Source organism: Streptomyces macrolidinus (assembly GCF_023887685.1).
Taxonomy (GTDB): domain Bacteria; phylum Actinomycetota; class Actinomycetes; order Streptomycetales; family Streptomycetaceae; genus Streptomyces; species Streptomyces macrolidinus.
In genome coordinates this window covers 1-16,261 of the sequence record NZ_JAMWMR010000052.1, presented here as the reverse complement: position 1 = coordinate 16,261, position 16,261 = coordinate 1, and the positions used below count along the sequence as shown (strand labels likewise).

The window sequence follows — 16,261 nt, the reverse complement described above, 5'->3', positions numbered from 1 at the left end:
GGGGCTGCCCGCCGGCCGGGGCTTCTCGATTCCTGACCGGTCTTGATTCCTGACCGGTCGTGTCACCTGCTTCGCCACACACGCGGGCATCCCCTCCACCGTGATCACGGCAGCGGCGGGGCTGTCGGGGTCGACCGGCTCCACCGCCTGGCGCCGGAAAGCCCCGGGCGGCATACCGACCAGTTCGGTGAAGCGGGTGGTGAACGTGCCCAGCGACGCGCAGCCGACCGCGAAGCAGACCTCGGTGACACTGAGGTCGCCCCGCCGCAGCAGCGCCGTCGCGCGCTCGATGCGTCGCGTCATCAGGTACGCGTACGGTGACTCACCGTAGGCGGCCCGGAACTGGCGGCTGAGATGTCCGGCGGACATGTTCACCTCACGGGCGAGCGCCTCGACGTTCAGTGGCTGCGCGTACTCCCTGTCCATCCGGTCACGGACGCGGCGCAGCCGAGCGAGATCCGTCAGACGCTGCGCCTCGACACGCGCGCGCCGCCACTCGGCCTGACACATGAGTGCACCCTCGGCCTTCAGCGAAGTTCCTGGATGCGGACGAGGTTGCCCGCGGGGTCGCGGAAGGCGCAGTCACGGATGCCGTACGGCTGCTCGGTCGGCTCCTGTACGACCTCGGTGTCACCGGCCTGCACCCTCTCGAACGTGGCGTCGAGGTCCGGGGTGGCCAGCAGGATCCAGCCGTAGGTGCCCTTGGCCATCATCTCGGTGATGGTGCGGCGCTCGTCCTCGGTGACTCCCGGGTCGGCGGCGGGCGGTGCCAGCAGGATCGAGGTGTCGGGCTGACCGGCCGGGCCGACCGTGATCCAGCGCATCTTGCCCTGCCCAACATCGCTGCGGACCTCGAAGCCGAGGACGTCGCGGTAGAAGGCGAGCGATGCGTCCGGGTCGACGTGCGGGAGAACACTCGTGTGAATGGTGATGTCCATACGAGCAGGTTAGAGGCGGCTTCGTGAGCCGCGCTTCTCGATTCCTGATCGATATTCCTGGTCGATATTCCTGGTCGATATTCCTGGTCGATGCACTGCCTCGGCTTGATCACATCTCGACGTGAGGCTCAGCCCGCGGTGCGGCGGAAGCTGTCGACCGGGCCGCCCCAGCCGCCCTCGGGCCCGGCCCAGTCGATGGCGAGGGCGTCGTCGCCCTTCATCCCGACCGTACCGACGCCTCGTCCGCCGTCGTCGCCGCCTGCGCAGGACAGGGTGAGCGTCGGTGCGTCCTTGCCGTCCTCCTCGCCCGGCTTCATCGTGCCGGTGCAGTCCAGCTTGCCGCCCTTGGCGCTCACCTTCCCGCCGGCCTCGATGGTGAGGGTGCTCAGGCTGGTGGCGGAGTCCGAGGCGACGATGGACTTCCAGGAGCCCGTCGCCCGCCCGATGATGCCGTCCCCGGCCGGGCTCGCAGACTGCTTCTGTTCGGCCGTTCCGGCACCGGTGTCGGCGTCGGCACTGGCACTCGCCTTCGCCTTCGCCTTCGCCTCCGGTTGGTCACCGTCGCTGTCACCACAGCCGCTCAGCACGACTCCGGCTATGACCGTCGCGACCGCGGCCCGTACAGCCTTGCGCACGTCGTCTCCTTGATGTTCATGGTGTTCATGGTGTTCATGTGAACAGGGGCGTATCACCCTATCGGCCTGCCACGACTGCGACTGACAAGGTGTCTCATGGCTCGGCTCGTTGCCGTCCGCTTCCCCGTGTCCGACCCCCGCGCGTCCAACTCCCCCACTTCGCCAGGGCGGTTCGCGCCGGTTCGTCAGATGGTGACCGTGTAGGACGTGCCGGGGAACTCCCAACCGTCCGTTCCCTCGCCGATGTCCTCGATGACGACGTACTCGATGAAGTCGTCCTCGAAGGCCTCGTCGGTGAGTCGGCCCGCCGCCCACTTGTCTTCGATCACGGTCCAGATGCCGCTGCGGCCGTCGATCCTCAGGGGCGCGGTGATCCTGCCGCTGCCACTGAGAGAGCCCCGGAACCGCTCGTCGTTGCCGGTCTTGACCAGGCCGCTGATCTCGAACTGGCCGTCCTTGAATGCCTGGGGTACGGGATCGGCCGGGACAGTGGCGACGCTCTCGTAGGCGGTGTGGATGATGTCGCGGTAGCTGCGGCGGACGGTGTACTCGGGATCGGCCAGCCATTTGAGGAGAGTTGCGGGCCGCACGCTCAGACCGGCGCGTTCGAGGGCCTCGTAACCGCGCTGGGTGTGGGTGAGTTGGGAGAGCTGGGCGTGCCAGTGCTTGGCGTGGTAGGTGGACAGGCGCCGGACGGGCCGGGTTCCCAACTCGCCGAGCAGTCGGTGGAGTGCGGCGCCGAGGGAAGGTCCTGTTCCCGTGGCCATCAGCGCTCACCTTCCGGGGCCTCGGTCTTGACCTTGACCTCACCGAATCCGGTACCGACCTTGTAGGTGGCGGGGGCCTGGCCGTCGGGGGTCCAGAAGACGGCTTCGTCGACGTTGCGCAGGGCGACGAGGGTGTGCCCGGCCTGGACGGCGCGCCAGGCGACGCTCCAGTGCCGTACGGACGCTTCGGCCACGAGGGCCATACGCCAATCCGGGCGCCAGAACGGCGAGTTGACCTTCTCGCCCTTGGGCCACAGCAGCCGCAGCGCGATGGACAGACGGCGCTTGTACTCGGTGTAGGGCTCGCCGCCCGCTTCGACGAGCTGGGCGCGGGCCTCGCGGGCCTTGGCGTAGAAGGGTTTGAGGAGGCTCTCGTTGGCCTTGCCGGTGAACGAGTCGTGGACGGTGAGGGGTTCGCTGATGTGCCCGTCCTTGATGAGCTTGGCGAGCTGCCGCACATGGGGCGTGGTCACCCAGGCGCGCCCCTGGTCGTCGGTCCGCTCGGCGAGGCGGCCCAGCGGGTGGGGCATGTCCGGGTGGTTCCAGGCCGGGACGGCGATGAGGAACGCTCCCGCGCGGTCCTTGCCGACCTCGTCCAACGGGCCGGTGTGCACAAGCTTGTTCGGGGCGAGCGGGACCGCGGAGCAGGCGGAGGGGTAGGAGCCGTTGCGGTCGATGACGCACAGGCTTCCCGGGCCGAACTCCTCGGGCACGACGAGCCGGTCGCGCTTGCCCGCTCTGGTCTTCTCGGTCGTGATGCCGGGGTGCACCCAGCGGGGTTCGCCGTCCATGACCTCCCGGAAGAGCGTCCAGGGTTGGTCGTCCCGCTCCTGCTTCCTGATCACGGGGATCGGGTGGTACGTCGAGCGTTCCATGCAGTCCTTGAGGATGCCGAGCGCGGGGAAGACCGTACCGGCCGGTTCGGCTTCGTCGCCCGGCTGCACCCAGGCGTCGTCCTCTTCCGAGGGGGGCTGCGGGGCGGTGGGAGGCTCGGTGGCCCCGCGCAACGCAGGGTCGTACGCGCCGAGCGCGGCTGCCAGGCGGCGGCCCTCGGCGGTGTCCGGCAGGTGCCGCACCGACGCGAACGCGGAGACCAGCGAGGGCTTGAGGTTGTCCACCTCCGCGACGTCGCCGTTGCCGACCGCGGTGCGCAGCGCGGCCAGGACATGGGTGACCGCGGCGGGGAGCCCTTGTCGGGCGCCGGAGGTGTAGGCGAGCGCCGCCTCGGCCAGTTCCACCGCAGAACGCGGAAGCGCGGGCGTGGCGTCGATGAAGCGGGCGTGGAGCAGGTCGGGTCGGAGCCAGGCCGAGCCGAGGATGCCGAAGTCCCGCTCCGCGACGGCCACTTGGACCCTGGAGGCGTCCGCGGCCGGGGTGAGGGTCAGCAGGACGTCGGCGTCCAGGCGTGCCAGGAGCGCGGGATCGTCGCTGTCCACGACGGCCAGTACCGGGACATGGAGCGTACGGGCGAGTGTGGCCAGAGTCTGGGAGGCACCGGGGAGACGGTCACCGGACAGCGGGAGGCGGGCATGGGGGGCGGTCTGGAGCCTGTCCACGACCACCAGGGCCAGGTCCTGGACGTGCGGGGCGGTCTCCGCGATCGCCTCGGCCGTCAGATCGCTGCCGTCGTCGATGAGCAGGGGCGCCTGGACCAACTGCTGGGCGACCTGCTGCTCCTGGGCGGTGAGGCGGCCCTGCTTCAGACGCGGGTAGTCACCGCCGGTCTGTGCGGAGATGATCCGGCGGGTGATGTCGGCCCGGTTCGGACCCGACGCCGCGTACAGCACCCGGTGGCCGTCGACGAGTGCGGTCTGCCGGGCGGCGGCCAGTCCCAGCAGGCTTCCGCCCACGTTCGGGGCAGCGGCCACCAGCGTCAACCGGCCCGCCTGCAACCCCCCTGTCACCGCGTCGAGTCCGGGCAGCCCGAACGAGGGCCCACCGGCCGGACCGGAGGCGAGGACCGCGCCGATCGCGTCGCCCAGGGTCGCGAGCCTGCGTGGCTGCGCGCTGTCGCGATCCGCATGACGTGGGTTGTTCACCGCGCCTCCCGCGGACACCGCTGCTGTCGGGGTGTCCATGTCCGTACCCGTGTCCGTGTCCGTGTCCATACCCGTGTCCGTGTCCATACCCGTATCAGATGTGACATCGACACCCGTATCAGACGTGACATCGACGTCGGAATCAGAAGTGACATCGACGTCGGAGGTGACATCGACGGAGATGTCCGCCGGCAGCAGTACCGCGACCGGCGTGGTGCCGCGCCGCAGCACCTGGGGTCGGCCTTCGGCCGCCTTGGTGACGAGTTCGCCGAACCTGCCCTGGGCCGCGCTCAGGGTGTGGGACGGCGGGGTCTCGGTCGTCCGGGCTGCCGGAAGCCGATCAAGAGGGGCCAGGAGGGCGCGGTCCCGACGCTTGTGGATCAGGGTCGTACGCCCGTCCTCCTCGGCGCGCTTGACCAGGGCGTAGAGGTCGTTCCGCGCCACGGTCACGTTCAGCGCGGCCTCGCCGTGTTCCGACCTGCTCACTCACCCTCCCGGACCCGTCAAGCCACCCCAACGCTATCGCGTGTCCGGCGGCTCACCCGCGAGCGGCCTCACCACAGGCCGAAGGCCGGGACCGTGACGCCGGTCCCGGCCTTCGATCAGCGCCGTGGTTCCTCGACAACGCCGAGAGCGCCGGGCGGGCTCAGTCCTGGCCGGTCACGACCACCTCCGCGACCTGCGGCGCAGCCGTTCCCGTACCCCAGAGGAGGCGTACCGCGTCGGCCGACCTGCCTCCCGCGGAGACCTTGGTGTAGGCGCCGTCGAGCGTGCCGATGGTCCGCCACGTCCCGTCGGTACCACGGAGCTGGATGTCGCCGCGGCCGGTGGTCCCGGTCGGGCGCAGGACGGTGACGGAACGGACGGGGCCCGTGTGTTCGATCCCCGTCTGGAGCGCGTCTCCGGCCTCCGGGGCCCGCGCCGCCCGGTAGACGGTGTTCGGGTCCGCGTCGGCTGCCGCGCGCAGCGAGAACCCGGTGGCGGCGGGCGGCCCTCCGGTCACCGCCCCGTCCTTGGTCGTGACGTCGAACTCGCGCACGACGAGCCAGTTCTCCTGGTCCGCGGTCGCGCGCGCCCGTACGTAGCGCGCGCTGGTTCCGGCGGGCACCGTCGCGGTGACGTCCGGCTTCCCGGCGAAGGCTGCGAGCTGCTGCCAGGTCTGCCCGTCCACCGAGTACTCGAGGACGCCCTCGTGCAGGTAGTCGTCGGGGCTCGTGGGCTTGGCCATGGCCAGGGTGATGTCGCCGAGCTCCCGTGTCCGGCCGAGGTCCACGGTGACCCCGTCACCGGCGGCGGGCGACCTGTCGCTCCAGAAGTAGGTGGAGTCGTCGCCGTCCAGCATCCGCGCCGGGGCGTTGCTCTGCCAGGTACCGAGGGTGGCCGACGCCGTGGGCCGACCGCTGATCCCGAGGATCCGGTCGTACTCCGCGTTCGCCGCGTCGATGAACCGGTCCAGTACCCCGTCGACGACGACGACCGGTACCGCGCGGCCGTCGAGGCCGGTGTAGGTGAAGGACTTCGCCGCGGTGACCTGTGCGGGCACCTGTTGACGCAACTCCCATGCCTGGGCGCCCTTTCCGGCACGGGCCGCCTCGACCATGCGCAGCGCCGTACGGGCGGCGGTCGCCCAGGACTTGGTCGCGTCCAGCCAGGGTCCGGCGTCGGCGATGAAGCCCCGGTCCGGGAGGCTGTCGCGCAGTCGGTCGGGGGCGGCGCCGAGCGTGGTGAGCGTCGAGGTGAGTCGAGTGGCGTCACCGGACGTCCAGTAGGCGTCGAACGCCGCGGCCAGGTCGGGTGCCTGCTCGCTGTTCAGGGACGAGCTGTAGTTGATGTCGGCGAAGGCCCGCAGTGCCTTCTCGGTGCGGGCGTCGCCGCCCGCGTACTCCTTGATGCCCTGGAGCCATGAGGTCCGGGGGTCGTACGCGGTGTCGTTCCACGCGTAGTCGGCGACGGTGTGGAGCGCGATCTTGGAGGCGTACGGCTGGATCATCGGGTTGGCGGTGATCCCGGCCAGCTTGCCGGGGAGCCCCTTCTCCCGTCCGTTGAACGGGCCGAGCAGCAGCCGGTCCGTCGTGTAGTCGTTCACGGGGTAGTTGTCCCACGTCAAGATCGGGTGGCCGAAGACCGTGCGGGCTTCCTCGGCCTGGGCGACGGTCATCGTCGGGGCGACGACGCCGACACCGGTCCATTCCACGAGGACGTCGGGGTCGAGCTGCTCGGACAGCGCCTGCTTGTACGGCGACGCGGAGACGTTGTAGTACTCGGTGGGCACCATCTGGAGGGGCTGGGCGCCCGGGTGGGTGGCGATGAACTCCTTGTTGACCCGGTTGAGCAGATACGCCTGGGCCGCGCCCGCCGCGGCGCCGCCGGTCCCCCACTTCTCCTTGTCCTCGGCGCAGTTCCAGTCGGTGTAGCTGATGTCGTCGAGCGGCACGGCGAAGGTCCGTACCCCGATGTCCCAGATGGTCTGGAACTTGTCGACCAGCGCCTTGATGTCGGCGTCCGAGCTGTAGCAGACGGACAGCCCGGGTGAGAGCGCGTAGGTGAAGTCCACGTGCCGCTGGGTGGCCCGGTCGGCCAACTCCTTGATCTGGGCGAGCTGTTCGGCGGGGTAGGCGTCGCGCCACTTCGCCCGGAGGTAGGCGTCGTCCTTCGGCGAGTACACGTAGATGTTCATCTTGTGCTCGCCGTAGTAGTCGAGCTGGTCGAGCCGGGCCTCGTGCGACCAAGGGGTGCCGTAGAAGCCCTCGATGACGCCACGCAGGGCGGTGCCGGGCCAGTCGCGTACGGCGATTCCGGCGACCTGGGCGCCCGGACGGCTCTGCTGCGGCAGCACCTGGCGCAGGGTCTGGGCGGCGTAGTACGTGCCCGTCGTGTCCTTGCCCGCGAGGACGATCCGGTCGGCGCCGATGCCGAGGACGTAGCCGTCGGCGGGCAGTTCGGAGGGGCCGTCGAGGTGTTGCGCGGCGAGCGCGGCGGTGTCGCCGACGTAGACGGTCAGCCCGCTTCCGCCGGGTCTGTCACCGCGTACGACGTGCTGCGCACCGGCCTTGCGCAGGGCACTCTCCACGACGTCGAGGGAGGGACCGTCGGAGGTCGCGCCCGTCACCAGGGTCACGGTGGGGGTGATGGTGACGTGGTCGGATCGGTTCGTCACGGACCGCGGGGTGGGCGAGATGGTCCGCTGCGTCTTCGCGGTACTCGCGGCCTTCGCAGTACTCGCGGTATTCGCGGTGCTCGAGGTATTCGCCGGGGTGGCGGGGGTGTTGCCGACTGCCTGGGCGGGCGGCGCGGCGGTCAGCAGACCACCGGCCAGCAGCACGGCCGCGGCGCCGAGCGCGGTGGGACGGGGTGAGCGAGGTGTCACTGGTCCTCCATTGATCACTTAAGTCACCGGAGTCGCGCAACAACAACCTGAATTCAACATCCTGGCGCTTGCATGTCAATGGTCTGGACAACATCAGCGCGCTGACCTGCGGTTTCGCACCCAGGGAGGGCATTGCTCGCGTGCGGCATGAACCTTGCGCGAACCCTTGCATGTTCTATGCCATACACCATAAGTTACCGACAGGTAGCCGGAGTTGAGGTGGGGAGGGGGTGGTGGGCAGGTGAGCCCGCGCAGGAGTGACAGTCGTGACCGGATGATCCTCAGCGCCGCCGTTCTGCTGCGTGAGTACGGTGCGAGCGCGACGAGCATCGACCGGGTGCTCGCGCACAGCGGAGCGCCTCGCGGCTCGGTGTATCACCACTTTCCCGGCGGGCGGAGCCAGCTCATCGACGAAGCGGTGGCGCTGGCAGGGGACTTCATCGCGGGGCTGATCGACGCGGCCTTGCGGGCGGAGGACCCCGTCGCGGCCGTCGACGCGTTCTTCGCGCTGTGGCGCGACCAACTCGCGGAGAGCGGCTTCAGGGCGGGCTGCCCGATCGTGGCCGTGGCAGCGGAGACCAACGACGACGCACCTCAACTCGCCCGCTCCGCCGCAGCCGTCTTCGCCCGCTGGCAGGAGGCTCTCGCGGACCTGTTCGTCCGGCACGGCGTGACCGAGCAACGCAGCCGCAGGCTGGGGGCGTTCATCATCGCGGCGGTCGAAGGCGCGGTGATCATGTGCCGGGCCGAACAGAGCACCGCACCGCTGGAGGCGGCTGCGGCCGAGATCCACGACCTGCTCACGCACGCGCTGCGTGAGCGCCCGGATGCCGGGCCGCAGCCCTGATCCGCCCCTTCCCGCCCCCTCAACTCCCAACGTTGTCAATCGCTTTGAGCACCTATGCGTTCCAGCACCGTAATCCGCGCAGCCCGAAGGAGTAGCCATGCCCTTGCTCGACCGTCAGGACAACGTCTTCGTCCTGGACCTGGGAGACGGAGAGAACCGCTTCCACCCCGACTGGATCACCGCTGTCGGTGCCGCGTTGGACGAGGTGGAGAAGGCGCACGGGCCTCGTGCTCTGGTCACCGCGGCCACCGGCAAGTTCTACTCCAACGGGCTCGACCTGGACTGGCTGTTGGCCCATGTCGACCAGCACCTGGACTACGTCGCCTCCGTGCACGAACTGTTCGCGCGGATGCTGTCGCTGCCGGTCATCACCGTGGCCGCGCTCCAGGGGCACACCTTCGCCGCCGGAGCGATGCTCTCCCTCGCCCACGACTTCCGTGTCATGCGCGCCGACCGGGGCTACTGGTGCCTGCCCGAAGCGGACATCAACATCCCCTTCACCCCTGGCATGGCCGCTCTCGTCCAGGCCCGCCTGGCGCCTCAGACGGCTCACGAGGCCATGCTCACCGCCCGCCGCTACGGTGGCGCGGACGCCGCGGCTGCCCGCATCGTCGACCGGGCGGTCACCGAGGACGCGGTGCGCTCCACCGCCATCGAGGTCGCGCAGGCGCAGGTGGGCAAGGCCGGTGACACTCTCGGCACCATCAAGGCCCGTATGTACGCCCCGACGCTGGCCACCCTGCGCGCCCCCGGCAACCCGCTCGGCTGACCGCCCCGCCTCCCCTGGGGGCACCTACCACTCGACGCTCTCGCCGGGGCGGAGTCGCCGGATGTCGACCGAACCCGCTCGGCCGACGGGCGACCCCGCCGCAGGTGTAGATGGGCGACCCGAATCCGCGCAGGCGTTCCGGATCGAAGTGATCGTACGCGTGCCCGAACTTCGTGATCCTCATGGACGTTACTCTTCCGAACGACCGGCAGGGCAACACCCGCCCTGTGTTCACGACCGGCCGGACACGGAGCGGTGCCGCGTGGGCCGTGCTCGGCGTCATGCCGGTCCAGGGCTGCCGATCCCACGGCAGCAACCTCAAGTCCCCCGACCGGCTTGGTTCGTTGGCTGGACGAAATCCGGTCTCCGCCGCAGGCGTGTCGTGCTTACCATGCGGGGCCGGCAGTACCTCTGCAACCAACTGAAGTGGTGGGCGCGATGAGTGACATGTGGAGCGGGGAGAAGATACGGCTGCGGGGTGTCGAGCCGGAGGACTGGGAGGACTTTCGGGACCTGGCTCGGAACACCGTCGATGTCCGCAATGCCGACCTGGTCGAGCCGCCGCGCTCGGACGAGGGCTTTAGGGTCTGGACCGCCGAGCGCGCTGGGCGTGAGCCCGGAGGCGAGGTGTTCCGGCTGGTGATCGAGGTGTTGGCCGACGGCGCGTTCGCGGGGTCGGTGACCGTCGGAGAGACCGACCTGCGTGCCGGGCGGTTCAAGGTGGGCATCGAGATCAGCCGCGATCAGCGTCGCAAGGGATACGCGGCCGAGGCCGTCGAGTTGCTCCTCACCTACATGTTCGCCGAGCAGCGCTACCACAAGTGCGAAGTGGAGATCCACGCGTTCAACGACGGCTCCCTCGCGCTCTTCCGCAAGCTGGGCTTCGTCGAGGAGGGACGGCTCCGGGAGCACGAGTTCTTCGCCGGTACCCACCACGATCTCGTACTGCTCGGCATCACCGCTACCGAGTACTGGGCCAAGCACCAGCCTCCACAGGTGAGTTGACGCCCATCGCCGTCCTCGTGTGCCGTGGACCGCTCAGGAGCGGGTGAGGCCGCGGTGGGGGCGGGTGACGTTCTCACCGAGTCGGCGATCGCCGTGGACGGCGCCCCCACCAAGTCACGCCTCGGCGCCCATGCCGTCATCGGCGTCTCGCTGGCCGTCGCCCGCGCCGAGATCGAGCGGACTCCCCTTCCAGAGCCCGCGGCAGCGGCAGGTGGTGCGGGCTGCGGCTTGGAGCGGGCTTCGCCTCGCCTGGACCGTACGGCGCGACTCTGGCGGCGGCAGACGGCCGCGCCGACGCGGTGCGGCCCCGGACGAGGAGGCGGCATGCGGCAGGAGTACGAGGAGTTGACGGCGCGCTGGCTGATGGTGCCGACCGGACTGGAGATAGACCTGGCCCCGTCGTGCGGGTCCGGCACGTGCGCGACCGCCGAGCGCGACGACGAAGAACCGGGGTACGGGCACGGGCTCCGGTACGCGGGTGAGGAGCGCGTGGCGGCGCGCGCGGGCATATGCCGTCACTGCGGTGCGCCGTGGCCGGCCGCCGCGCTGCTTCAGCGCTCCCGCGGGTGCGTCGGCCGGTGTGCCGCCGAGGCGGGCCGAACGCCGGACACGATGGCACCCGCCCCCTAGCGGCGCTCGGGCGCGCTCCGGGCACCCGCGCGCCCGGACACCCGTAACCCACGCGCCCGTACACCCGTAACCCACGCGCCCGTACACCCGTACGCCCCACCTTCCGCTCCCTGCGCAACCTCCGCACACCCCCTGTGTGGCCTGCGTGTTTCACGGGCCTTGGTCCCGCCTTGGACGCCCGCTCCGAGCCTGCTTGCGAGGCAATCGAGCGAGGTGGGATGGGATGCAGACCAGACTGCACATACGCACCACGGACCGTGAGCCGCCCTACCTGGCGCCCAAGGCGTCGCGGCAGAGCGTGCTGGAGGAACTGAGCCCGGTGCTCTTCGAGTCCCTGCCGCGCAGCGACCAGCGGCGCAGGGGTGTGGAGTACGTGCAAGGCCTGCTCGGCGTCGAAGGGCGCAAGTCGATACGGAACATCTCCTCCCTGTTCGGCGGGGAGGCGGCCGAGCAGAGCCTGCACCACTTCATCAGCGGCTCCACCTGGGACTGGGGCCCGGTGCGCCGCGCGCTGGCCCGCCATCTGGAGGAGGTCTTCCCGGCCCGCGCGTATGTGCTGCGACCGATGGTGATTCCCAAGGCCGGTGCCAGCTCGGTGGGCGTCGACCGCCGCTTCTCCCCCACCCACGGCCAGGTGATGAACGCCCAGCAGGCCGTGGGTGTGTGGGCGGTGTCGGAGGAGCACAGCACGCCCATCAACTGGCGTCTGCATCTGTCCGAGACCTGGCTGGACGACGAGAGCAGGCGTCGGCAGGCGGCCATCCCGAAGAGCGCGCTGCCCGAGTCCCTCGACGAGTGCGCCGTGGCGGCCTTCCTCGGCATCACCCGGGGCTGGGGGTTGCCGGTGCGACCGGCCGTGATGGACGCCCGTGAGCTGGATGTGCCGGGCACCGTGCGCCGACTGCAGACCGCGGGCGCGCCGATGCTGTTACGAGTCAGTGCCAACCTGCGGCTGCTGGCCGTCGATCCGGGTCTGCCCCGCAGCGTCGCCGACACGGAGATGACGGCGCACCAGTTGATGCTGATGGCCCGTCCGCTGCGCCAGCCCGTCATCCAGCGGCGGCCCGGCCCCGGCGGCGGCGCGGTGCACGCGGGCCTGACCGCGGCTGTCCGGGTGCGGCTGGCCAAGCGCTCGTCGGCCCGGCCCGCCGCCTGCCGTGATCTGGTGCTGCTCGGTGTCGGGCACAGCGGTGGACGCTGGCCCGCCGAGCTGTGGCTCACCGACATCACCGATCTGCACCCTGCCCAGATGCTGCGGCTGAGCCGAATGACCCAGCAGGTGGAGCGTGCCTTCACAGAGATCGCCGAGCGCGTGGGCATACGGGACTTCTCCGGTCGTTCCTTCAGCGGCTGGCACCGTCACACCACTCTCGCATCGGCGGCCCACGCGGTCGCGGTGCTGTCCGGGACGACCGAGCAGGTGCCGGGGCCCGAGCAGGTGCGCGGTCCCGAGCAGGTACCCGTTCCCGAGCAGGTGCCGGTTGCAGAGCCGGCGCACGTTCCGGTGCCGGTGCCCGAGCCGGTGACCAACCCCTCCCTATGAGCGGGGCAGATGACGAGGGTCTGCGTGTGCGGGGGTGACGCAGGCGGACGCCGGACAGCAGCAGGACCAAGAGCAGTACCAGGGCCAGGGCCTCGTCCGAGGCACGGCTCCTCCAAGGCCCGACGTAGCGCGGGCGCAGTGTACGGGCGGAAAGGAGACCTGTCAGCCCGCTTCCCCTCTGCTCCATCAGCTTCCTGGGCCGCCCGGCCCACGAGCTGACAGAACCGCCCCGGTAGCTGACGGATTGCCGGGGCAGTCTTTGGCGACCCGTGAACCCTCGGCACACGATCGGCTGACCAGCCCGTCATCGTGCCGAGGAGTTCACCATGACCAGCCAGCCGCAGGCCGCCGACGGGCGGCCGGGCCTGTCCGCCGTCGCCACCAGCCCGCCTCGCCCCCGCAGGTCCGGTTCCCGGGTCGTGGTACGTACGTCGGGCGGGCTGGTGGCGGGCGAACGCACGGGCCGTGTCACCGTCTTCCGCGGTGTGCCCTACGCCCGGCCGCCGGTGGGCGCGCTGCGCTTCGCGTCCCCCAGGCCACCCGTGCCCTGGCGCGGGATACGCGAGGCACGGCGCTTCACCCCGGTCTCCTTCCAGGCCGTGATCCCCAACAGGCCGGTGCCGCCCAGCAGTGAGGACTCGCTGTACGCCAACGTCTGGACGCCCGGTACCGGCGGCAGCAAGCCCGTGCTGGTGTACATCCACGGCGGTGGCTGGCAGGCCGGCGCGGGCAGCATGCCCACCTACGACGGGTCGCGCCCGGCCGAGCGGGGCGACCTGGTCGTCGTCACCTTCAACTACCGCCTCGGCGGCCTCGGTTTCGGTCTGCACGAGGACCTCGCCGACCCGGAGACCGGGCACTTCGCCAACTGGGGCCTCCAGGACCAGGAGGCGCTGCTGCGCTGGGTCCACGCCAACGCCGCCGCGTTCGGCGGGGATCCCGGCAACATCACCGTGTGCGGTACGTCCGCGGGCGGTGCCACCGCCTGGCAACTGGCCCTGCTGCCCGGCCTGCGCGGACTGATCCGCCGTGTCGTCTGTATCAGCCCCAGCCATGTCGCCCCGCCCGCGACCGCGTTGACGCCGGAGGACTCCCGGACGGTCTACGAGGCGGTCGCGCGCCGCCTGGGCACCAGCGTCGCCGGGCTGCGCGAGGTACCGGCGGGCGCGTTCACCGAGGCCTGGGAAGAGGTGTTCGCGCCGGAACCCGGCAAACGGATCGTGGCCAGCGGCCGTTGGTACCGCGGCCCGGTCCCGGACGGACGCACCATGCCCGACCTCGACCATCTGCTGCCGACACCCGAGGTGCCGGTGCTGTCGGTGAACACCCGCACCGAGGGCTCCTTCTACACCGGTCCCAGCTCCCCGCAGCCGCAGCCCGCACCTTGTGACGAGGCCGAGTTGAGGCGGGCCGTACGCGACGTACTCGACCTGGGCCGCCCCGCCGCCGACGACGATCTCGCCGACGCCTGCGTCACCGCCTACCGTGCCGCGGCCCGGGAAGCGGGCCTGCCCGGCGACCCGTTCGCACTGTGGACCGAGATCTGGGGCGACGCGTACTTCCGGCACCAGATCGTACGGTTCGCCGAACGCCATGCCCGGTCGGGCAACACCCCGCTGTACGCGATGGAGTTCGCCCACCCGGCCAGGCCGCCCCACTTCGGCACCCCGCACGAAGCGACGTCACCGTTCCTGTTCGGCACCCATCGACTGCCGCAGTTCGCCGCCGTGTTCGGCGACGGGCCCGTGGAGCGGCGGCTGTCCGACCTCTTCATCGACACGGTGGCCGCCTTCGCCCGTACGTCCGTACCGCAGACCGCCGAGACGGTGGGCTGGCCCCCGTTCACGCTCGACTCGCCCAGCACGCTCGTCCTGGGCGGTCCCGGTATCGCCGAGGTCGAACGTACCCCGAAGGCAGTGCAGTTGGGGTTCTGGGACGCGGTGGGCTGGACGCCGCGGGTGTAGGACCACGGCCTGTTCGCTGTTCTCCGCGCCCTCCTTCCCCTGCCAAATCCCATGGCTCAGCGCCCACTTGCCGCCTTGCCCTTGCATCCTTCCACCCCTGCTCCCCTGCTCCCCTGCTCCCCTGCCGCCCGGCCGTACCGCCCGTGCGCCGCGGCCGTGCGCCGCGCAGCCACCGTCTGTGTCTGGAGACACCCCCGTGGACGAATCCCTGCTCAACTCCCTGGTCGACATCGAACTGAAGCCCGCCGCCCAGCAGCCCGAGTGGGCCGATCCGGACCAGTTGCGCCGCGTCCGTTCGGACCTGGCCGCCCGGCCCTCGCTGGTGCGCACCGACGACGTACGCACACTGCGCCGCCACCTGGCGCGGGTGGCGGCCGGGGAGGCGCTGGTGGTGCAGGCCGGGGACTGCGCGGAGAACCCCGACGAGTGCACCGCCGGGCATGTCGCCCGCAAGGCGGCCGTGCTCGACCTGCTCGCCGGGGCGTTGCGGCTGATCACCGGCAAGCCAGTGCTGCGCGTAGGCCGTATCGCCGGACAGTTCAGCAAGCCGCGCTCCCGCCCCACCGAGGACATCGGCGGCGCCGAACTGCCCGTCTACCGCGGTCACATGGTCAACGAACCCGACCCCACCCCCGAGGGCCGCCGCGCCGACCCGCTGCGCCTGCTCATCGGGTACATGGCGGCCGACGAGGTGATGCGTCACCTCGGCTGGCATCGGCCCGCGCACCCCCAGCGCATCGACCCGGTGGTGTGGACCAGCCACGAGGCGCTGCTGCTCGACTACGAGATGCCGCTGCTGCGGCACGAGGCCGACGGAATGCTGCTGTCCTCCACCCACTGGCCGTGGGTCGGGGAACGCACCCGGCAAGCTGACGGCGCGCACGTCGGCCTGCTGGCCGGTGTGGTCAACCCGGTGTCCTGCAAGGTCGGTCCGGGCACCACTCGCAACGATCTGCTGGAGCTGTGCCGACGGCTGGACCCGCGGCGCGAGCCGGGGCGGCTCACCCTCATCGCGCGCATGGGCGCCGACGTGGTGGCCGAGGCCCTGCCGCCGCTGGTCGAGGCCGTCCGCGCGGCCGGGCACCCGGCCATCTGGCTCACCGACCCCCTGCACGCCAACACCGTGACGACGCCTGGTGGGTTCAAGACCCGCTATGTGGAGGCTGCCGAGCGGGAGGTCGCCGCGTTCCACCACGCGGTGGTCCAGCACGGTGGTGTGGCTGGTGGCCTGCATCTGGAGACCACACCGGACTCGGTCATGGAGTGCGTCTCCGACGCGCGCATGGCCCACCTGGTCGGCGACTCCTACGAGACCTTCTGCGACCCCCGGCTCAACGTCGGCCAGGCCATCTCCGTGGTGTCGGCCTGGCAAGCGTGACCGGGATGCGCATGACTCCCTGCCTGCACGACATGTGAAGGAGAGGCACGACATGGAGAACAGACTGGAGAACCGGCTGGAGAAGAGGTTGGCCCTGGTGACGGGCGCGGCCGGTGGCATCGGCGCCGCCGTGGCCCGTGCCCTGTGCGAACAGAGCATCACGGTGGCCGCCGTCGACCGCGACCCCGACCGGCTGGGCGAGACGACCGCGAAACTCGAGGCGGACACACTTCCGGTGGTGGGGTTCGCGGCGGATGTGTCGGACAGTGCGGCGGTGGAGGCGCTGGTCGGTGAGGTGGAGCGGCGGCTCGGCCCGATCGATTACCTGGTCAATGCGGCCGGTGTGCTGCGTCTGGGGGAGGTGAGCAGCTTCAGTGAC

14 protein-coding genes are annotated in these 16,261 nt (G+C 70.7%); 8 read left to right on the top strand and 6 right to left on the bottom strand.

Annotation, left to right across the window (positions count from 1 at the left end; genetic code table 11):
* From NGF19_RS29545 to NGF19_RS29520, 6 genes are all read right to left on the bottom strand, one after another.
* Positions 1–510 (bottom strand): helix-turn-helix transcriptional regulator (locus NGF19_RS29545; protein WP_252428877.1); only part of this gene is annotated, 510 nt, incomplete at its 3' end.
* 17 nt (positions 511–527) lie between these two features.
* The gene (locus NGF19_RS29540; protein ID WP_252428875.1) at positions 528–938 is read right to left on the bottom strand and encodes a VOC family protein; all 411 of its coding nucleotides are present in this window, start codon (positions 936–938) and stop codon (positions 528–530) included.
* A gap of 128 nt (positions 939–1,066) precedes the next feature.
* Entirely contained in the window at positions 1,067–1,573 is a 507-nt protein-coding gene (locus tag NGF19_RS29535) for a hypothetical protein (protein WP_252428873.1), read from the bottom strand.
* Between the two features lie 185 nt (positions 1,574–1,758).
* Positions 1,759–2,340 carry a hypothetical protein gene (locus tag NGF19_RS29530; RefSeq protein WP_252428871.1) on the bottom strand — a complete coding sequence of 194 codons (582 nt, stop codon included), beginning with the start codon at positions 2,338–2,340 and terminating at the stop codon, positions 1,759–1,761.
* Positions 2,340–4,865 carry a DnaB-like helicase C-terminal domain-containing protein gene (locus tag NGF19_RS29525; protein WP_252428869.1) on the bottom strand — a complete coding sequence of 842 codons (2,526 nt, stop codon included), beginning with the start codon at positions 4,863–4,865 and terminating at the stop codon, positions 2,340–2,342. Before NGF19_RS29525 ends, NGF19_RS29530 begins: the two co-directional genes overlap by 1 nt.
* A 160-nt stretch (positions 4,866–5,025) precedes the next feature.
* Positions 5,026–7,746, bottom strand: coding sequence for a glycoside hydrolase family 84 protein (locus NGF19_RS29520; protein WP_252428867.1), 2,721 nt, complete (start codon positions 7,744–7,746; stop codon positions 5,026–5,028).
* A 241-nt stretch (positions 7,747–7,987) separates the two neighbouring features.
* Here NGF19_RS29520 and NGF19_RS29515 point away from each other — a divergent pair, with 241 nt between their 5' ends.
* The 8 genes from NGF19_RS29515 to NGF19_RS29480 all read left to right on the top strand — a co-directional run.
* On the top strand, positions 7,988–8,593 hold the full coding sequence (locus NGF19_RS29515) for a TetR/AcrR family transcriptional regulator (RefSeq protein ID WP_252428865.1): 606 nt from the start codon (positions 7,988–7,990) through the stop codon (positions 8,591–8,593).
* Positions 8,594–8,690: 97 nt separating this feature from the next.
* Entirely contained in the window at positions 8,691–9,362 is a 672-nt protein-coding gene (locus NGF19_RS29510) for an enoyl-CoA hydratase-related protein (protein ID WP_252428863.1), read from the top strand.
* 438 nt (positions 9,363–9,800) lie between these two features.
* On the top strand, positions 9,801–10,367 hold the full coding sequence (locus NGF19_RS29505) for a GNAT family N-acetyltransferase (RefSeq protein WP_252428861.1): 567 nt from the start codon (positions 9,801–9,803) through the stop codon (positions 10,365–10,367).
* 24 nt (positions 10,368–10,391) lie between these two features.
* A complete protein-coding gene (locus NGF19_RS29500; protein ID WP_252428859.1) occupies positions 10,392–10,997 on the top strand; it encodes a hypothetical protein in 606 nt (201 codons plus the stop codon).
* Positions 10,998–11,220: 223 nt separating this feature from the next.
* Positions 11,221–12,540 (top strand): IS701 family transposase, encoded by a 1,320-nt coding sequence (locus tag NGF19_RS29495; RefSeq protein WP_252428857.1) that lies wholly within the window; start codon positions 11,221–11,223, stop codon positions 12,538–12,540.
* Between the two features lie 326 nt (positions 12,541–12,866).
* Entirely contained in the window at positions 12,867–14,504 is a 1,638-nt protein-coding gene (locus tag NGF19_RS29490; protein ID WP_252428855.1) for a carboxylesterase/lipase family protein, read from the top strand.
* 196 nt (positions 14,505–14,700) lie between these two features.
* Positions 14,701–15,882: a 3-deoxy-7-phosphoheptulonate synthase gene (locus NGF19_RS29485; RefSeq protein WP_372506009.1), complete on the top strand. Its 1,182-nt coding sequence runs from the start codon at positions 14,701–14,703 to the stop codon at positions 15,880–15,882.
* 76 nt (positions 15,883–15,958) lie between these two features.
* A partial coding sequence (locus NGF19_RS29480) for an SDR family NAD(P)-dependent oxidoreductase (RefSeq protein WP_252428879.1) occupies positions 15,959–16,261 on the top strand: 303 nt, incomplete at its 3' end.

What these genes read in the sequence shown, in the direction of transcription:
- NGF19_RS29540 (WP_252428875.1), bottom strand. Translation starts at nt 938, where the DNA reads ATGGACATCACCATTCACACGAGTGTTCTCCCGCACGTCGACCCGGAC.
- NGF19_RS29530 (WP_252428871.1), bottom strand. Translation starts at nt 2,340, where the DNA reads ATGGCCACGGGAACAGGACCTTCCCTCGGCGCCGCACTCCACCGACTG.
- NGF19_RS29510 (WP_252428863.1), top strand. Translation starts at nt 8,691, where the DNA reads ATGCCCTTGCTCGACCGTCAGGACAACGTCTTCGTCCTGGACCTGGGA.
- NGF19_RS29505 (WP_252428861.1), top strand. Translation starts at nt 9,801, where the DNA reads ATGAGTGACATGTGGAGCGGGGAGAAGATACGGCTGCGGGGTGTCGAG.
- NGF19_RS29495 (WP_252428857.1), top strand. Translation starts at nt 11,221, where the DNA reads ATGCAGACCAGACTGCACATACGCACCACGGACCGTGAGCCGCCCTAC.
- NGF19_RS29490 (WP_252428855.1), top strand. Translation starts at nt 12,867, where the DNA reads ATGACCAGCCAGCCGCAGGCCGCCGACGGGCGGCCGGGCCTGTCCGCC.